The sequence below is a fragment of the Halomonas sp. E19 genome (genome assembly GCF_052439355.1).
Lineage (GTDB): Bacteria > Pseudomonadota > Gammaproteobacteria > Pseudomonadales > Halomonadaceae > Halomonas.
In genome coordinates this window covers 828606-845850 of sequence record NZ_JBNFWU010000001.1, presented here as the reverse complement: position 1 = coordinate 845850, position 17245 = coordinate 828606, and the positions used below count along the sequence as shown (strand labels likewise).

Genomic DNA, 17245 nt, shown 5'->3' with positions numbered 1-17245 from the left:
ACCGAGGGCGTCTCAGGATTGGGTTCCACCGATGGTGAGCTCGTCAAGTTTCAAGGTTGGCTGGCCTACGCCAACAGGCACGCCCTGCCCCTCCTTGCCACACACGCCGATGCCGGTGTCGAGCTCGAGGTCGTGGCCGATCATCGACACCCGACCCATCGCCTCGGGGCCATTGCCGATCAGCGTGGCACCCTTGACCGGCGCGGTGATCCGCCCGTCCTCGATCAGGTACGCCTCGCTGGCGGAGAACACGAACTTGCCCGACGTAATGTCCACCTGCCCCCCACCGAAACTGACCGCATAGAGTCCGCGGCGCACGCTCTTGATGATGTCGACCGGATCGTCCTGGCCGGCCAGCATGTAGGTGTTGCTCATGCGCGGCATCGGCATGTGAGCGAAGGACTCACGGCGCGCGTTGCCGGTCGCGGCCATGCCCATCAGCCGGGCGTTGAGCTTGTCCTGCATGTAGCCCGTCAGGATCCCGTCTTCGATCAGCGGGGTGTACTGCCCGGGGGTGCCTTCATCATCCACGCTCATGGAGCCGCGCCGATCCGCCAGGGTGGCATCGTCCACCACGGTGACACCGGGCGCCGCCACGCGCTGGCCCATGCGCCCGGCGAAGGCGGAGCTGCCCTTGCGGTTGAAGTCGCCTTCCAGGCCGTGGCCAACGGCCTCGTGCAGCAGGATGCCGGGCCAGCCCGGCCCCAGCACCACGGGCAGCTGGCCGGCCGGAGCATCAACCGCGTCGAGGTTGACCAGCGCCTGGCGCACGGCCTCCTTGGCGAAGCGCTCGGCGACGTTGTCGTCCCGCAGGCGGGACATGGCATAGCGGCCGCCGCCACCGGCGCTGCCGCGCTCGCGACGGCCGTTCCTGGCGGCGATCACGCTGACGTTGAAACGCACCAGCGGGCGGACGTCGGCGGCCAGGGTGCCGTCGCTGGCCACCACCAACATGATCTCGTGCACGCCGGTGAGCGATGCGCTGACCTGGGTGACCGACGGGTCGGCGGCACGCGCCACGCGATCAGCCTGCTTGAGCAGCGCGATCTTCTCCTCGGCCGAGAGGCTGGCCAGGGATCAATATCGGCATAACGGATATCGGCATGCGCCAGGACGCTCGGCGCCGCCTTGAGCGAGGCGCCGCTGCGCACGATGCCGGAGGCGGTGCGCCCTGTCTCGGCCAGAGCATTCGGGGTGATCTGGTTGGAGTAGGCAAAGCCGGTCTTCTCGCCGGCCATGGCGCGCACGCCGACGCCGCCATCGATGTTGTAGCCGGCCTCCTTGACCTCGCCATCCTCGAGCACCCAGCTTTCATGCCAGCTGCGCTGGAAATAGAGATCGGCATAATCGATGCCCGGGCCGAGCGCATGGCCAAGGCCCATCTCCAGGAGCCCAGGTCGAGCCCTCCCGGTCGCAACAGGATATCGATGGCGGTATCCAGCATCGCGGGCGATTGATGTGTCATTCGGCGGTTTCCAGTTTGACGTCCGGATCGGTCCAGGGCCGCGGACGCGATAATGAATTCGGGTGACTCGGTCGATGGCACTGCCGAACAGCCGATCGGCAATGAACAAGGCACCGCCCACCACGGGGGCGCCGGCCAGCACGGCAGCCAACGGCAGGCTGCTGCTCACTGGCACTGTGACGCCGAGGCGCTGGTCAAGTTCCTGGCGAGCCAGGTCGACCGTGCCGTCCAGCGTGAACGAGGTGGCCGGTCCGGCGATTCTGACCGGCCCACTGGTTTCCAGAATGCCACCATACAGCGTGGCGGCGCCAATCACATGGTCGAAGGCGGTGCCCTGGCCGGTGACATCGGAGAAGTCCAGGCGCAGGCGACGCAGCAGGTTATCCACGTTGAGCAGCCCCACCACCCGAGCGGTGGGCGACTCGAGCTGCACGAAACGGCCGTCGCGCAGCTCAAGCTCTATGCTGCCGCGCGAACGCGCCAGGGCGAACTGCCAGGGTGCGCCGGGCCAGGCGAGCTGGGTACGCACCCGCGTCTCGCCGCTGCGAATGACCACCGGCTGGCCGAGGCGCTCCAGGGCGGTGCCTAGGTCGCGTCCATCCAGGTCGAGCCGCGAACGGGTCAGGGTATCCTGGTGGCCTGCCGCCTCCCAGACCACCTCGCCTCGCGCTGTGACCTGCCCTAGCGAAAGTCCCAGCGGAGCCACCGCAAGCCGGTTGGGCCCGGCCTGCCAGTAGGCCGTGAAGGGTCCGATCAGCCGCCCCTGATAGGCGATATCGGCAATGCGCAGGCGGCCGTCGGGCAGGTCGGCCACCCACGTCGGCAACGGCGCTGATTCGGGCGGCACGTCGATCTCATCGAGCAGCCGCCCCGTTCCTCGCTGCCTGTCGGCAGCAGGCCATCCAGGCGCAGGCGGGTCAGGGCGATATCGAGAGGGTCGGACAGCGCGGGGCGGTAGTCGAAATAGCCCGAGAGCAGGTCGCCCTGCAGCCCCACGCGCCATCCTCCACCGCGGTGCGGTGATGCCTCGGCGGTCATCACTCCCAGGCAGTCGTCGGGGCCCACCAGGCAAGCCGCCTCTACGCGCAGCCGGCGCAGGGGCATCTCGCCGTCGCCGCCCATGGCGCCGCCGCCATCAGCCAGCGGTGCCAGGGCCGCCCCCATTGGGCAAGATCGAGGCGCGACTGATAGAGCTCCACCTGCCAGCCCGGCCCGTCGTGCCACACCGGGGAGTCCGGTAGGCGCCCCAGCCATGCCTGGCCCTGTCCCAGCGAGGACTCCGTCAGGCCACGCCAGCGCAGGCGCATGTCGCCCCCCATCTCGGCCTCGACCCAGCGCCGGTCGAGATCGACGTCGACCCACAGCGGGCGGGACTCCTGCGCTTGCTTGCCCAGCGGCGCGGGCAGGTCGATGGCCAATCCGCTCAGCGTGCTGTCCAGACGCAGCGTATTGCTGTGCTCACCGAGCTGGAGCCGCGCCCGCCACGGCAGGCGCCCCGACGCCAGCTCGCCGAGAGCGCCGGCATCGAACAGCTGCAGCGCCTGGTTCACCTGCACGGCGCCTTCGCCTGTCACACGCCCGGCCAGGGTGTCGATGTCGAGTCGCAGGGGGCCGCCGAGCACGCTGGCACTGATCTCGCCCGCCAGCCCGCCTTCGTCGCCGCGCTGCAGCCAGGCAAGCGGGCCGCGGACTTCACGAAACTGAAGGCCGAGCGGCAGGTAGGTTAGCCGCTCCAGCGCCACCTCGGTCTTGAGCGCCAGGGCGAGGTCGTCCGCATCGCCCAGCGTCATGGCAACGTCCAGCTTGCCCGTGGCGCTGCCTTCCCCACGCCACTCTTCTACATGGGCCATGGCATCGAGCGGTACATTGGCCAGGTAGCGACGCACGTCGGCGGCCTCCCCGGCGAGATCTCCACTGATACGCAGCAGGCCATCGCCCAGCACGACGCGACCTTCGGTTGCTTGCACTCCCAGGCTCTCGGCGTAGTGGACATCCGCCTCCAGACTGTCGATGCCGGCCCGCAGGCGCCCCTCAAGGCCCTCGATCACCGGCCACTGCGGAGCAAAGGGCAGCCTGCCCTGCTCGATATCCAGGTCGAGCTGCAGCCGCGGTGCCACGCTCGAACCCTCGCTCAACAGCGGCAGATGCAGCCGCAGCTCCCCTTGGGCCACCCGTCCGGCAATGCCGGCAGCCAGCCAGGCATCGAGCTGGTCACCCAGCACGTCGGCAGGCAGCCAGTCCATCAGCGGGCGCTCGACGGCATCCACATCGCGAAAGCGCAGGTCGAGTCCCAGGCCGCCGTGCATGCCACCGCCGATGGCCAGGCCGAAGCCACCCTCCACCTCGGCGCCCTGCCAGCCCGCCTGGAGTCCGCGCCCGCTGACAAAGGTGCGCGGGCCGTCATAGCTCCAGCGCACCTCGCCGCTGGCATGCGACAACGCCATGGGCTCCGGATAGAGCTGGGGCAGCTTGAACGCCGGCTCACCGACCCCGGCAAACTGCACGCGACCGGTGAAGTCTCGCGCTTCGACCCAGGCATCGAGCGGGCCGCCTCCGGGCACGGCATCCCAAGGCTCCACCTCGACCTGATGCACTGCGGCCTGCGCCACCCAGTGGCCGTTGCGCCGGCCGAAGCCGAGCCCCGAGACCAGGCCGCGCGGTTCGAGGGCATCCAAAGTTCGGATCAATCCTTCGGGAAGCAGCACGCGGTCTCGCCAGGCGGCCAGCGACGCCAGTTCGAAACGACTGGTCGTCAGCCACCAACCCTCGTCGCCGTAGCGCAGGTGCCAGTAGTGCGGCAGCGCGGGCTCGTCCTCCTCGCGCAGTGCAATGGGCTCGGCGCGCTCGGCGGCAGACGCATCGCCCTGCAGCCAGGCCTCCCAGCCCGACTCACTGCGCAGCCATTGGCCGCGGGCACGCAGAGGCTCGAGCAGGATGATCTCGTCGTCACGGCGCAGCGCCAGCCGTGGCACATCGACATCCAGGCGCGCATCGGCAAGCGCCCCACGATGCCAGCGCCCCCATAGCCGCACGTCGCCGCTGGCATCTTCCAGCCGCAGCGGGTCGTCATGGGTGAATATCTCGACCAGGTCGATCAGGGTATCGAGCTTCATGTCGGCCTGCAGCGCCGCGCTGAAGTCGCGAAACCCGGCGGGGCCGGGCAGGATTTCCAGCACCGCCTGCAGCGATGCCTCCTCCTGGCCTTCCAGGTGCACCTCCCCTCCAGGTGGGCCCGGCGCTCATCGCCGGTGAGCAACACGCGGGGGGCATGCAGCTCCAGGCGTCGGTCGCGGCCATGCAGTACCAAGCGCAGGTCCTCAACCCAGGCACGCTGGCGCAGCAGCGTGCCGACCCAGGCATCGAGCTCCTCCAGGTCGAAGTCGCCGTCCATCAGCATGGGCGGGATGTCGGCAGGATCGGGCCAGTGCCAGCCGCCCTGCGCGTCCTGGTAGAGATGCAGGGTCAGCCCCGATAGACGTGCCTCCTCGACCACCGGCATGCCATGGCGCAGGCTGGCCATGGTAGCCAGCCGCAGCCGCGCATGTTCGACCTCCAGCAGCGGCAGCGCATCGGGCCCGGCGTGGGTGCGTACCATGAGCCCGCCGCCCTCCACCAGCGGGTCCAGTCCCGCCAGGCGAACGCTCAGTCGCTGCAGCTCGGCATGCGCGCCGGAGCGCGCCTCGAGCAGCGCTTCCACGCGTGGCTCCAGCGCATCCACCTGGGTCAGCGCCACCCGCACCGTCAACAGCAGCAGCGCCACCAGCGCCAGCAGCACGGCAATAAGCGTCAGCAGCCAACGGACGATCCAGCGGGCGGCAGGCATCCCGGCGCTCACATCAGCACGATGTCGTACTGCTCCTGGGAGTAGTGGCTCTCCACCTGGAAGCGTATGGTCTTGCCGATGAAGGCTTCCAGGTCAGCCACCGCGGCAGACTCCTCGTCGAGCAGGCGATCCACCACCGGCTGGGAGGCCAGCACCATGTAGGTCTCGGCGCTGTAGGCGCGCTCCTCGCGCAGGATCTCGCGAAAGATCTCGTAGCAGACCGTTTCGGCGGTCTTGAGCATGCCGCGTCCGCCGCAGGTGGGGCACGACTCGCAAAGGGTCTGTTCCAGGCTCTCGCGGGTTCGCTTGCGGGTCAGCTGCACCAGGCCGAGCTCGGTCACGCCGGTGCACTTGGTCTTGGCGTGGTCGCGCTCCAGCGCCTTCTCGAGCACGCGCAGCACCTGGCGCTGATGCTCGGGGTCTTCCATGTCGATGAAGTCGATGATGATGATGCCGCCCAGGTTGCGCAGGCGCAGCTGGCGGGCAATGGCGTTAGCCGCCTCGAGGTTGGTCTTGAAGATCGTCTCTTCGAGATTGCGATGGCCGACGTAGCCGCCAGTGTTGACGTCGATGGTGGTCATCGCCTCGGTGGGGTCGATCACCAGGTAGCCGCCCGACTTCAGCTGCACCTTGCGGCCCAGTGCCTTCTGGATCTCGTCCTCGACGCTGTAAAGATCGAAGATCGGCCGCTCCCCGGGGTAGTACTCGATGCGCGCGCTGGAGTCGGGCATGAACTCCTTCGCGAACTCGATCAGCTTGACGTAATTTTCCCGCGAGTCGATGCGCACCTTCTCGATCTCGTCGCGCATCAGGTCGCGCAGGGTGCGGATGAACAGCGGCAGGTCGTCATAAATCACGCTGGGAGCGCTGGCGGTCACCTTGCGCTCGCTGACCTTTCGCCACAGCCGCAGCAAAAATGCATGTCGGCATAGAGCTCTTCCTTGCCCACGTTCTCGGCCGCGGTGCGCACGATGAATCCGCCGGTGACCTCGAGCTCCTGCTCCGCCTGGCACGCTTCCAGCAGCGAGCGCAGCCGCTCGCGCTCGCGCTCGTCCTCGATCCGCTGGGAGACGCCGTGATGGGGGAGTCGGGCATGTAGACCAGGTAGCGCGACGGCACCGACAGGTGCGTGGTCAGGCGGGCACCCTTGGAGCCGATGGGGTCCTTGGTGACCTGAACCACCAGCGCCTGCCCCTCATGCAGCAGATGGCCGATGGAGACCTGCTCGTCCGGCGGGGTGCCGGGCGGCATGATCTCATGGGCATGGATGAAGGCCGCCCGGTCCAGCCCGATGTCGACGAATGCCGCCTGCATGCCGGGCAGGACGCGCACCACGCGCCCCTTGTAGATGTTGCCGACGATGCCGCGCCGCCGCGTGCGCTCGATGAGCGCCTCCTGCAAGACCCCGTTTTCCACCACGGCGACCCGGGTTTCCATCGGCGTCAGGTTGATCAATACTTCGCCGCTCATGCGGGAATCCTTGTCCAATCGAGTCTGCGCGCATTATGACATAGCGTCGCCGCTAGACTGCATCCTTCCATGGCGTCACGCCCTGCTGCGCCAGCAGCGCGGCGGTTTCGAACAGCGGCAGCCCCACCACGGCCGAATGGCTGCCTTCGATGCGTTCGACGAAGATCGCTGCCAGCCCCTGAATCGCATAGCCGCCCGCCTTGTCGGCGGGCTCGCCGGTGGCCCAGTAAGCGGCGATCTCGTGCGGGGCGATCGCGCGCAGCGTCACCCGGGTGGCCACGCAGGCCTCCCGTAGCCCGGCCGGCCCGCTCACCGCCACCGCCGTGAGCACTTCGTGGCTGCGTCCGGCAAGTGCACCCAGCATGGCGGCGGCATGCGCCTCGTCGCGCGGCTTACCGAGGATGTGCCCGTCGAGGATCACCGCCGTGTCGGCGCCCAGCACCGGCAGCGCAGCATCCTGCGCGCCGGCCAGCGCCTTCTCCCGCGCCAGGCGGCTCACGTAGGCCTCGGCAGGCTCACCGGCGCGGGGCGTCTCGTCGATGTCGACCGGGCGCACCTCGACCTCCACGCCAATCGACGCAAGCAGCTGGCGGCGGCGCGGCGAGGCGGAAGCGAGGCACAGCCGCGCGGCACGCAGCGTCATGGCGTGACGCCCCGATTGGCCAGGTGACGTTCGAAGGCCTGGAACATGGTGGCAAGCCAGGGCCACAGCGCCGCACCGATCAGCGAAGGGATAAGAAAGGCCAGGTGCATCGTGAAAGGGCCGAACAGGGTGCGCAGCCACTGCTCGGCCAGTTGCACCAACCCCAGCAGCACCAGCACCAGCAGCGCCTGCTGCACCAGCGAATAGGTACGAAAACGCGGATAGACCAGCGCCGCGAGGAAGGCCAGCAGCGACAGCACCAGCGCATTCTGGCCGAGGGTGGCGCCCTCAATGAGATCAAGCAGCAGCCCGAAGACGAAGCCGTGGAAGACCCCGATTCGATCCGGCGACGCCATGCACCAGTAAATCAGCATCAGCCCGAGCCAGTCGGGGCGCCACAGCTGCCAGCCTTCGGCCAGCGGCATGACCTGCAGGCACAGCGCCAGCAGCAGCGTCAGCCAGACCCAGGGAAGCGCCGTACGATGGGAATGCGCCACTACTCCTCCTCCTCTGTATCGGCCGGCATGGGCAGCGGCATGAAGCCCAGCTCCGCAGGCAGGCCACGCTCCCAGCTATCCTCGTCGGGAATCGGCACGGGGTCGGGCGGGAAGATCAGCAGAAAATGGCGCGAGCGCTGCAACCGCGCCACGGGGGCGGCATTGACGCGGGCAAAGGGCTGGCCGGGATCGTGCACCACCTGCGTCACCCGTGCCACGGGATAGCCGGCGGGAAAACGCCCCGCCAGGCCCGAGGTCACCAGCAGGTCGCCCACGCGAATGTCCGCCGTGTCCGGCACGTGCAGCACGCGCAGGCTATCGTACTGGCCGCTGCCCTGGAGCACGAAGCGCAGGCCGTTGCGATTGACCTGTATCGGCAGCGCGTGGCTGGCATCGGAGACCATCAGCACGCGGCTGGAATAGGCCGACACCGCCGTGACCTGGCCCACCAGCCCCGACGCATCGAGCACCGGCTGTCCCACGAAGACCCCGTTGCGGCGCCCCCGGTCGACCACCATCTGGTGGGCGAAGGGATCGGCATCGAGCGACAGCAGCTCGGCGGTGACGTAGGCGCCGTCCATCTGGGCGGCCGCCCCCAGCAGCTCGCGCAGGCGCACGTTCTCCGCCGTCAGGCTCGACATGTGCTGGACGCGGTGAGACAGGTGCAGCATCTGCTCGCGCAGCCGGCGGTTCTCTTCCACCAGGGCACGCTGGTCGGAAAGCGCCAGCGTTCCCCAGGCCAGCACGTCGCTGGGCACCGCCACCAGGCGCTGGATCGGCGCGACCACCGTGGACAGGTGGGCGCGTACGTCTTCCATGCGCGTGAAGCGGTGGTCGGCAAACATCAACGCAGACGCGGCCATCGCACACAACAGCATGCGATAGCCCGGCACCGACCCGTGCGAGAACAGCGGTTTGATAGACGTCCCCTCCCGCGAGAAATGCCGACGTCAGTCGCTGGAGAGCAGCTCGAAGGTATGGCGGTCGATCATCTCCAGCGCCTTACCGCCGCCGCGCGCCACGCAGGTCAGCGGATCTTCCGCCACAATGACCGGCAGGCCGGTTTCCTCGGCGATCAGCTTGTCCAGGTCGCGCAGCAGCGCGCCGCCACCGGTCAGCACCAGGCCGCGCTCGGCGATGTCCGAGGCGAGTTCGGGCGGCGACTGCTCCAGCGCGCTCTTGACCGCGGCGACGATCTGGGAAAGTGTCTCCTGCAGGGCGTCGAGAATCTCGTGGGAATTGAGGGTGAAGCTGCGCGGAATGCCTTCCGCCAGGTTGCGACCGCGCACATCGATCTCGCGCAGCTCGCCGCCGGGATAGGCGCAGCCGATCTCTTCCTTGATGCGCTCGGCGGTGGCTTCACCGATCAGGCTGCCGTAGTGGCGGCGCACGTAGGCGGTGATCGCCTCGTCGAAGCGGTCGCCGCCGACGCGGATCGATTCGGAATAGACCACACCGTTGAGCGAGATAATGGCGATCTCGGTGGTCCCGCCACCGATGTCCACCACCATGGAGCCTTGGGCGTCATCGACCGGCAGGCCGGCACCGATGGCAGCGGCCATGGGTTCCTCGATCAGGAACACCTCGCGGGCGCCGGCGCCCTCGGCCGACTCCTTGATCGCCCGCCGCTCCACCTGGGTGGACATGCAGGGCACACAGACCAGCACGCGCGGGCTCGGGGTAAGGAAAGTGCTCTGGTGCACCTTGCGGATGAAGTGCTGGAGCATCTGCTCGGTGACGGTGAAGTCGGCGATGACGCCGTCCTTCATGGGCCGGATGGCCGTGATGTTGCCCGGGGTACGCCCCAGCATGCGCTTGGCATCGGCGCCCACCGCAGCCACGCTGCGCATGTTGCCGGACTGGCGAATGGCCACCACCGAAGGCTCGTCGAGCACGATACCGCGACCGCGCACGTAAATCAGTGTATTGGCTGTACCCAGATCGATGGAGAGATCGCTGGAGAACAGCCCCCTCAAGCGTTTGAACATGGACGTCGTTACCTAGTGCAGAGCGGGGGACCAGTGCGGAGGCAAACGGTATCATCGCGGCCCCTGCGCAGCAAGCGACAGCCCACCTCACGGCCCGGAAGAGTGCCCGAAATGCCCGGGATATGGTAACTTTCCCCGCTGTTCGTCACCCTCTCTTATTTTTCCTGCGAGGACATTTCGCCCATGGCGCTAGAAAAAGCAGACGTGCAGCGGGCCGCCCACCTGGCCCGGCTAGGCCTGAGCGACGAAGACGCCGCTCGCTACGTCGATGACCTCGGCCGCATTCTCGAGATGGTCGACCTGCTTCAGTCGCTCGATACCGAGGGCGTCGCCCCGCTGGCCCACCCGCTGGACGTCACCCAGCGCCTGCGTGCCGACGAAGTGACCGAAGGCAATCAGCGCGAAGCGTTCCAGCGCTGCGCCCCGGCGGTGGAAAACGGACTCTACCTGGTGCCCCGGGTCGTCGAATGAAGCCGGGCGCCCTGCCCTGACGCCTTCGACCACGCCCAAGCACCCAAGCCCTGCCCAACGGCACCTTTCATGGAGCCATGCCGCATGCATGACAACACTCTTGTCGAACTCGCCCGCTCGCTCGAAGCGCGTGAGTTCTCCAGCCGTGAGCTGACCCAGCACCTGCTGGGCCGCATCGAACGCCTCGACGGCAAGCTGAACAGCTTCATCACCTCGACGCCCGAGCAGGCCCTGGCCGCCGCGGATGCCGCCGATGCGGCGCGGGCCGCCGGCAACGCTGGCCCGCTCACCGGCCTGCCGCTGGCCCTCAAGGACATCTTCTGCACCCGTGGAATCAAGACCAGCTGCGGCTCGAAGATGCTCGACAGCTTCATCTCCCCCTATGACGCCACGGTGGTGGAGAAGCTCGCCGAGGCCGGCACCGTCAGCCTGGGCAAGACCAACATGGACGAGTTCGCCATGGGCTCGTCCAACGAGAACAGCCACTACGGCCCGGTGAAGAACCCCTGGGACCTCACCGCGGTGCCGGGCGGCTCCTCCGGCGGCAGCGCGGCGGCGGTGGCGGCAGGACTGGTGCCGGCCGCCATGGGTACCGACACCGGCGGTTCTATCCGCCAGCCCGCCGCCTTCTGCGGCATCACCGGCCTCAAGCCGACCTATGGACGGGTGTCGCGCTACGGCATCGTCGCCTACGCCTCCAGCCTCGACCAGGCCGGCCCCATGGCGCGCAGCGCCGAGGACTGCGCCCTGCTGCTCAACGCCATCGCCGGCCACGACCTGCGCGACTCCACCTGCGTGGCCCGCGGCGTGCCCGACTACACCGAGGAGCTCGGCACCGCGCTTTCCGGCCTCAAGATCGGCCTGCCCAGCGAGTACTTCGGCGACGGCCTGGACCCGCAGGTGGAAGCCGCCGTACGCGAGGCGATCAAGGTCTTCGAAGCGCTCGGCGCCAGCGTGCGCGAGGTGAGCCTGCCGCATACCCACTATGCGATTCCGGCCTACTACGTCATCGCTCCGGCGGAAGCCTCATCGAACCTGTCGCGCTACGACGGCGTGCGCTTCGGCCACCGCTGCGACAACCCGACCGATCTGATCGACCTCTACAAGCGCAGCCGCGCCGAGGGCTTCGGCGACGAAGTCAAGCGCCGCATCCTGATCGGCACTCACACCCTCTCCGAGGGCTTCTTCGACGCCTATTACAAGAAGGCCCAGCAGGTGCGCCGCCTGATCCGCCAGGACTTCCTCGACGCCTTCGAGGAGGTCGATGTGCTGATGGGCCCCGCCGCCCCCACCCCGGCCTTCGATCTCGGCGCCAAGAAAGACCCGGTCTCCATGTACCTGCAAGATATCTACACCATTGCGGTGAACCTGGCCGGCATCCCCGGCATGAGCGTGCCGGCCGGCTTTGCCGGCAAGCGCCCCATCGGCCTGCAGATCCTCGGCAGCCATTTCACCGAGGCACGCCTGCTCAACGTTGCCCACCAGTTCCAGCTGGCGACCGACTGGCATCGTCAACGCCCCGACTTCGCCGAGGAGACGCTCTGATGCAGTGGGAAACCGTGATTGGCCTGGAAGTCCATGTCCAGCTCGCCACCCGATCCAAGATCTTTTCCGGCGCCTCTACCGCCTTCGGCGCCGAGCCCAACACCCAGGCCTGCGCCGTCGACCTCGGCCTGCCCGGCGTGCTGCCGGTGCTCAACGAGGCCGCGGTGGCCATGGCAGTGAAGTTCGGTTTGGCGGTGCATGCCGAGATCGCCGAGGTCTCGGTGTTCGACCGCAAGAACTACTTCTACCCCGACCTGCCCAAGGGCTACCAGACCAGCCAGATGTACCAGCCCATCGTCGGGCCGGGCGTGGTCGAGATCACGCTGGAGGACGGCACCACTAAGCCGATCCGCGTGCACCATGCGCACCTCGAGGAGGATGCCGGCAAGTCGCTGCACGAGGATTTCCACGGCATGACCGGCGTGGACCTCAACCGCGCCGGCACGCCGCTGCTCGAGATCGTCTCCGAGCCCGACATGCGCTCGGCGAAGGAGGCCGCCGCCTATCTCAAGGCGATCCACTCCATTGTCACCTACCTGGGCATTTCGGACGGCAACATGGCCGAGGGCTCGATGCGCTGCGACGTCAACGTCTCGGTGCGCCCCAAGGGCCAGGAAGCCTTCGGTACCCGTGCCGAGATCAAGAACGTCAACTCGTTCCGCTTCGTCGAGCGCGCCATCGCCTACGAGGTGGAGCGCCAGGTCGAGCTGCTCGAGGATGGCGGCCAGGTGGTGCAGGAGACTCGCCTTTACGACCCCGAGCGCGACGAGACCCGCAGCATGCGCACCAAGGAGGAGGCCAACGACTACCGCTACTTCCCCTGCCCCGACCTGCTGCCGGTGGTGCTCGACCAGGCCTACATCGATCACCTGCGGGATAACCTGCCGGAGCTGCCCGCCGACAAGCGCGCGCGCTTCGAGCACGAACTGGGCCTTTCTGCCTACGATGCCAGCGTGCTCTCCGCCACCCGCGAGATGGCAGACTACTTTGAAGAAGTGAAGGAGGTCTGCGGCGATGCCAAGCAGGCCGCCAACTGGGTGCAGGGCGAACTGGCGGGCGCGCTCAACCGCGAGGGCCTGGCGATGGCCGACAGCCCGGTCTCGGCGCGCCAGCTCGGCGAACTGCTGGTGCGCGTGCTCGACGACACCATCAACGGCAAGGCTGCCAAGCAGGTGTTCCATGCGCTGTGGAACGGCCAGGGCGCCAATGCCGACGACGTCATCGAGGCACAGGGACTCAAGCAGGTCACCGACACCGGCGCCATCGAGGCGATGATCGACCAGGTGATCGCCGACAGCCCGGCCCAGGTGGCACAGTATCGCGACGCCGAGCCGGACAAGCGCGGCAAGATGATCGGCTACTTCGTCGGCCAGGTGATGAAAGCATCACGCGGCACGGCAAACCCCCAGCAGGTCAACCAGCTGCTCAAGCAGAAGCTCGACGCGCTCTGCTGAAGGCCCACGGGCGGGACGGGACGCCGGTTCCCGCCCATCGGCTCAGGAGAAGATATGTCAGATGATGTCGGCACCCGCCTGCGTGCGCTGCGCACCCTGCGCGGCATTTCTCAGCGCGAGCTGGCCAAACGCTGCGGCGTGACCCACTCCAGCCTGTCGCTGATCGAACAGGGTAAGGTGAGCCCTTCGGTCAGCTCACTGAAGAAGATCCTCGACGCCATTCCCATCAGCGTCGGCGACTTCTTCACTCTCGAGCTGGAGAGCCGCGACCAGGTGTTCTACGGTGCCGACGAGCTGGCCGACATGGGCAGCGGCGAGGTGATCTACAAGCTGGTTGGCGCCAACCGTGCCAGCCGGGCGCTGGCTTTCATGATCGAAACCTACCCGCCCGGCGCCGACACTGGGCGCGAGATGATCGCCCACCAGGGCGAGGAAGCCGGCGTGGTGCTGGAGGGCACGATCGAGATCACCATCGGCCCCCAGACCCGCCTGCTCGGCCCAGGTGAAGCCTACTACTTCGACACCAACGTGCCCCACCGCTTCCGCAACCTCGGCAGCGAGCCCTGCCGGCTGGTGAGCTGCTGCACGCCGGCCCGCGCCTTCTAACCTTTTTGTACAAGCTCTATCCAGGCCTGCCCGAGCGGCAGGTTTTTTATGTCAGTCAGATACATGCCGTCCCCGCCCCTGGGAATGGCTATCGGCTGTATAGGATAAAAGCATTTTGCATAAATTATGTACAATAATTAGAGTACGCCTTGTACAACAATGGACCTCCCTGTGAGGCCTACCACTACACGTACAAGGGAACCAAGCACATGAAGGCTTCCTCAGCCCGCCTCGCCCGCCTGGGCATTCGCTCTCGCCTGCTCATCGGATTTTCCACCGTGCTCGCCTTGATCGTACTGCTTACCGCCATCGGTATCGTGCAGGTGAACCGCATTGACCACAGCCTCACCACCATCAACGACATCAATGGCACCAAGCAGCGCCACGCCATCGACTGGCGCGGCAGCGTGCATGACCGCGCGATTCTGCTGCGCGACATGACTCTGGTCGAATCACCTGCCGCCCTCGCCGCCTTGGAGCGCGACTACCAGGCGCTGGCAAACGATTATCAGCGCGCCGCCAGCGGGATGACGGACGCCATTCAGCTCAGCGCTTCCTCACGTGAACGCGAGCTGCTGGCAGCCATCGAGCGTCAAGCCGACGCGACACAACGACTGGCCGCCCAGGTCATGACGCATCGCGCACAGGGCAACATCGTCGGGGCACGCGACATCCTGTTGAGCGAGGCCGGCCCGGCTTTCTTTGCCTGGCTCGATCGTATCAATGACTTCATCGACCACCAGGAAGCCGAGAGCGCAGCCGATACCGCGCTGGCCCGCGACACCGCGTCCGGCTTTCAGATGCTGATGCTGGCCCTGTGCCTGGCGGCGCTGGTGGTGGGCAGCCTGATCGCCTTTCTGCTGGCGCGCCAGCTGCTGCGCGAGCTCGGCGCCGAGCCCCATGAGGTGAAAGCCTTCGCCGAGGCGATCGGCCGCGGTGAACTGGCTACCGGCGTGCGTTTGCGCGAAGGCGACCGGCGCAGCATCATGGCGTCGCAGGTGGAAATGGCACGCCAGCTCCAGGCCATCGTGGCCCAGGTTCGCGGGGCCGCCGAAGCCGTGGCCAGCAACAGTGAGCAAATCGCCGAGGGCAACACCGACCTCGCCTCACGCACCCAGCAGCAGGCCAGCGCTCTGACCCAGACCGCCTCGGCCATGGAAGAGCTGAACAGCACCGTGGTACTGAACACCGACAATGCAGCTCAAGCCAGCCGAGAAGCGGAGAGTGCCTCGCACAAGGCTCGCCAGGGGGCATGGCGGTGGAACAGATGGCGGCTACCATGAACGAACTCGATAGCAGTGCAAGCGAGATCGCCAGCATCATCTCGACCATCGACGACATCGCCTTCCAGACCAATATCCTGGCGCTCAACGCCTCGGTGGAAGCGGCACGCGCTGGCGAGCACGGCCGCGGCTTCGCTGTGGTGGCCGCCGAGGTGCGCAAGCTGGCGCAGAAGAGCGCCGACGCCGCCAGCCATATCAATGCACTTATCACCAGCAACGTGGAGCGGGTGAAGAGCGGTAACGCCCGGGCCGCGGAGGCTCGTCAAGCCACCGAGGAGATCGTCGAGACCATCGCGCGGGTCAGCCAGTTGATGCGGGAAATCAGTCAGGCCAGCGTCGAGCAGAGCGCCGGTGTACAGGAAGCCGGAACGGCCGTGGCCGAGATGGACAGGGTCACCCAGCAGAACGCCACCCTGGTGGAGGAGAGCGCCACGGCAGCCGACAATCTGCGTCAGCATGCCCGTCAGCTGTTGAACGCCATGGCCGCCTTTCAGCTTCCACCCCTGCTCGCAGCCACGACCGAAGCACGATCAACGCCGAGACGCTTCCCGCCCCGAAACCCATCATGCAACAGCTGCAGCTTGCCACCAGAGAGCGCCAGCCGGAGTGGGCCAACTTCTGAGCCACCTCCCTGGCTGGGCAACTCCTAGCCTCGCCCGCCCCCGTCCGGCAGCGCCTGGCGGGGGCGGGCGGCCTCCAGCTCCAGCCCCGCCCGCTCGACCAGCTCGGCGGGCAGCTCCTTCTTCACCGCCACTCCCAGCTCCTGGAATTCGGCGGCCTGCTTGATCAGGTTGCCGCGCCCGTTGACCAACTGCCCCATGGCACGGTCGTAGCTGTCGCGGGCGCCGTCGAGCTTGGCCTGCACCTCCTGCATGCTCTCCAGGAACAGGCGCAGCTTGTTGTAGAACTTCTCGGCGCGATTGGCCAGCTCGGCGCTGTGGCGGCTCTGGTCCTCGAAGCGCCACAGCTGACGCACCACGTTGAGGCTGGTGAGCAGCGTGGTGGGCGTGGCCACCAGCACGTTGTGCTCGATGGCGCGCTGGTAAAGGGTCTCGTCGTGCTTGAGCGCCTCGACGTAGGCCGACTCCACCGGGATGAACATGATCACCACATCCGGCGAATTGAGGCCCGGCAGGTCGTAATAGTGCTTGTCGGCCAGCTCGGCGATACGCTCGCCCACCGCCGTGGCATGGGCGGCCAGGGCCTGCCCTCTCTCCCCTCGTCCTCGGCGTTGACGTAGCGCACATAGGCGGCAAGCGAGGTCTTGGCGTCGATCACCAGGTGGCGCCCCTGAGGCAGGTAGACCACCGCATCGGGGCGACGGCGACCCTCCGCCGTGGCGAAGCTCACCTCGCGCTGGTAATCCTTGCCGGGGCGCAGGCCGGAACCCTCCAGCACGTTCTCCAGCATCAGCTCGCCCCAGTTGCCCTGCACCTTCTTCTGCCCCTGCAGGGCCTGGGTCAGGCGCTCGGCCTGATCGGTGATCTCGCGGTTGAGCGCCTGCAGGTGGCGCAACTCGGCGCGCAGCCCGGCACGCTGCTCGGTATCGTGGCGATGAATCGACTCCACCTTCTCGCGAAAGCCCTTCATTTCCGCCTGGATCGGCTGCAGCAGGCCGCTGATGCGCTGCTGGGAGAGCTCGGAGAAAGCGCGTCCCTTGCGCTCGAGAATCTCGTTGGCGAGGTTTTCGAACTCCTGGCGCAACTGGTCGCGGCTGTCGCGCAGCAGGGCCAGCTGGGCCTCGAAGTGCTGCTGCTTCTGCTCCAGCATGGTGGCCAGTCGGGCCTCGCTCACCTGCACCTCGCCGAGCCTTTGCTTTGCGTCATCGAGCTGCTTCTCACGCTCGGCCAGCCGCACACGCAAGTCAACCAAGGCGGCTTCGTGCCGCGCCGCCTCGGCACGCTGCCGTCGCGCGGCGAGCCAGCCGGCCAGGCCGAAGGCGAGCAGGAACGCCACTAGCGCCGTGAGCGCCATGGCGTAGCCTAGGGGAAGCGTGGCCA

Annotated in this window: 13 protein-coding genes and 4 pseudogenes; 6 read left to right on the top strand and 11 right to left on the bottom strand. The window is 67.4% G+C overall.

Annotation, left to right across the window (positions count from 1 at the left end; all coding sequences use genetic code 11):
• Nucleotides 1-12: 12 nt before the first annotated feature.
• The 10 genes and pseudogenes from tldD to ACUDAL_RS04450 form a co-directional block, all read right to left on the bottom strand.
• A pseudogene (gene tldD, locus ACUDAL_RS04495) lies at nucleotides 13-1465 on the bottom strand (metalloprotease TldD).
• Nucleotides 1466-1559: 94 nt separating this feature from the next.
• Nucleotides 1560-2279 (bottom strand): annotated as a pseudogene (locus tag ACUDAL_RS04490) (YhdP family protein); the annotation flags it as partial.
• Complete coding sequence (locus tag ACUDAL_RS04485; RefSeq protein WP_444677275.1) at nucleotides 2219-2569, bottom strand: hypothetical protein; 351 nt, start codon at nucleotides 2567-2569, stop codon at nucleotides 2219-2221. The gene ACUDAL_RS04485 and the pseudogene ACUDAL_RS04490, both read right to left, overlap by 61 nt.
• The gene (locus ACUDAL_RS04480; protein WP_444677274.1) at nucleotides 2545-4680 is read right to left on the bottom strand and encodes a YhdP family phospholipid transporter; all 2136 of its coding nucleotides are present in this window, start codon (nucleotides 4678-4680) and stop codon (nucleotides 2545-2547) included. Before ACUDAL_RS04480 ends, ACUDAL_RS04485 begins: the two co-directional genes overlap by 25 nt.
• A complete protein-coding gene (locus ACUDAL_RS04475) occupies nucleotides 4575-5300 on the bottom strand; it encodes a YhdP family protein (RefSeq protein ID WP_444677273.1) in 726 nt (241 codons plus the stop codon). The genes ACUDAL_RS04480 and ACUDAL_RS04475 overlap by 106 nt, the downstream gene beginning before the upstream one ends.
• Nucleotides 5297-6758: pseudogene (gene rng / locus ACUDAL_RS04470) on the bottom strand (ribonuclease G). Before rng ends, ACUDAL_RS04475 begins: the two are co-directional and overlap by 4 nt.
• 52 nt (nucleotides 6759-6810) lie before the next feature.
• The gene (locus ACUDAL_RS04465) at nucleotides 6811-7401 is read right to left on the bottom strand and encodes a Maf family protein (RefSeq protein ID WP_444677272.1); all 591 of its coding nucleotides are present in this window, start codon (nucleotides 7399-7401) and stop codon (nucleotides 6811-6813) included.
• Nucleotides 7398-7898, bottom strand: a complete 501-nt coding sequence (mreD, locus tag ACUDAL_RS04460; protein ID WP_444677271.1) for a rod shape-determining protein MreD — start codon at nucleotides 7896-7898, stop codon at nucleotides 7398-7400. Before mreD ends, ACUDAL_RS04465 begins: the two co-directional genes overlap by 4 nt.
• Complete coding sequence (gene mreC, locus ACUDAL_RS04455) at nucleotides 7898-8776, bottom strand: rod shape-determining protein MreC (protein WP_444677270.1); 879 nt, start codon at nucleotides 8774-8776, stop codon at nucleotides 7898-7900. The genes mreD and mreC overlap by 1 nt, the downstream gene beginning before the upstream one ends.
• Nucleotides 8777-8848: 72 nt before the next feature.
• Complete coding sequence (locus ACUDAL_RS04450) at nucleotides 8849-9886, bottom strand: rod shape-determining protein (RefSeq protein ID WP_444677269.1); 1038 nt, start codon at nucleotides 9884-9886, stop codon at nucleotides 8849-8851.
• Between the two features lie 183 nt (nucleotides 9887-10069).
• Between ACUDAL_RS04450 and gatC the strand changes: the two genes are divergently transcribed.
• The 6 genes from gatC (at nucleotide 10070) to ACUDAL_RS04420 (ending at nucleotide 15895) form a co-directional block, all read left to right on the top strand.
• Nucleotides 10070-10357: an Asp-tRNA(Asn)/Glu-tRNA(Gln) amidotransferase subunit GatC gene (gene gatC / locus ACUDAL_RS04445; RefSeq protein ID WP_444677268.1), complete on the top strand. Its 288-nt coding sequence runs from the start codon at nucleotides 10070-10072 to the stop codon at nucleotides 10355-10357.
• An 84-nt stretch (nucleotides 10358-10441) separates the two neighbouring features.
• A complete protein-coding gene (gene gatA, locus ACUDAL_RS04440; RefSeq protein ID WP_444677267.1) occupies nucleotides 10442-11902 on the top strand; it encodes an Asp-tRNA(Asn)/Glu-tRNA(Gln) amidotransferase subunit GatA in 1461 nt (486 codons plus the stop codon).
• Nucleotides 11902-13356 (top strand): Asp-tRNA(Asn)/Glu-tRNA(Gln) amidotransferase subunit GatB, encoded by a 1455-nt coding sequence (gene gatB, locus ACUDAL_RS04435; RefSeq protein WP_444677266.1) that lies wholly within the window; start codon nucleotides 11902-11904, stop codon nucleotides 13354-13356. The genes gatA and gatB overlap by 1 nt, the downstream gene beginning before the upstream one ends.
• Before the next feature lie 54 nt (nucleotides 13357-13410).
• Nucleotides 13411-13962 carry a cupin domain-containing protein gene (locus ACUDAL_RS04430; protein ID WP_444677265.1) on the top strand — a complete coding sequence of 184 codons (552 nt, stop codon included), beginning with the start codon at nucleotides 13411-13413 and terminating at the stop codon, nucleotides 13960-13962.
• Between the two features lie 209 nt (nucleotides 13963-14171).
• The gene (locus ACUDAL_RS04425; RefSeq protein ID WP_444677264.1) at nucleotides 14172-15245 is read left to right on the top strand and encodes a methyl-accepting chemotaxis protein; all 1074 of its coding nucleotides are present in this window, start codon (nucleotides 14172-14174) and stop codon (nucleotides 15243-15245) included.
• On the top strand, nucleotides 15242-15895 hold the full coding sequence (locus ACUDAL_RS04420; RefSeq protein WP_444677263.1) for a methyl-accepting chemotaxis protein: 654 nt from the start codon (nucleotides 15242-15244) through the stop codon (nucleotides 15893-15895). The genes ACUDAL_RS04425 and ACUDAL_RS04420 overlap by 4 nt, the downstream gene beginning before the upstream one ends.
• Here the strand turns inward: ACUDAL_RS04420 and ACUDAL_RS04415 are convergent.
• A pseudogene (locus tag ACUDAL_RS04415) lies at nucleotides 15892-16835 on the bottom strand (DNA recombination protein RmuC). The gene ACUDAL_RS04420 and the pseudogene ACUDAL_RS04415 sit on opposite strands and share 4 nt — an antisense overlap.
• Nucleotides 16836-17245: the final 410 nt, after the last annotated feature.

What these genes read in the sequence shown, in the direction of transcription:
- gatA (WP_444677267.1), top strand. Translation starts at nt 10,442, where the DNA reads ATGCATGACAACACTCTTGTCGAACTCGCCCGCTCGCTCGAAGCGCGT.
- ACUDAL_RS04465 (WP_444677272.1), bottom strand. Translation starts at nt 7,401, where the DNA reads ATGACGCTGCGTGCCGCGCGGCTGTGCCTCGCTTCCGCCTCGCCGCGC.
- mreC (WP_444677270.1), bottom strand. Translation starts at nt 8,776, where the DNA reads ATGCTGTTGTGTGCGATGGCCGCGTCTGCGTTGATGTTTGCCGACCAC.
- ACUDAL_RS04430 (WP_444677265.1), top strand. Translation starts at nt 13,411, where the DNA reads ATGTCAGATGATGTCGGCACCCGCCTGCGTGCGCTGCGCACCCTGCGC.
- ACUDAL_RS04420 (WP_444677263.1), top strand. Translation starts at nt 15,242, where the DNA reads ATGAACGAACTCGATAGCAGTGCAAGCGAGATCGCCAGCATCATCTCG.
- ACUDAL_RS04450 (WP_444677269.1), bottom strand. Translation starts at nt 9,886, where the DNA reads ATGTTCAAACGCTTGAGGGGGCTGTTCTCCAGCGATCTCTCCATCGAT.
- gatB (WP_444677266.1), top strand. Translation starts at nt 11,902, where the DNA reads ATGCAGTGGGAAACCGTGATTGGCCTGGAAGTCCATGTCCAGCTCGCC.
- gatC (WP_444677268.1), top strand. Translation starts at nt 10,070, where the DNA reads ATGGCGCTAGAAAAAGCAGACGTGCAGCGGGCCGCCCACCTGGCCCGG.
- ACUDAL_RS04485 (WP_444677275.1), bottom strand. Translation starts at nt 2,569, where the DNA reads ATGCCCCTGCGCCGGCTGCGCGTAGAGGCGGCTTGCCTGGTGGGCCCC.
- ACUDAL_RS04425 (WP_444677264.1), top strand. Translation starts at nt 14,172, where the DNA reads ATGAAGGCTTCCTCAGCCCGCCTCGCCCGCCTGGGCATTCGCTCTCGC.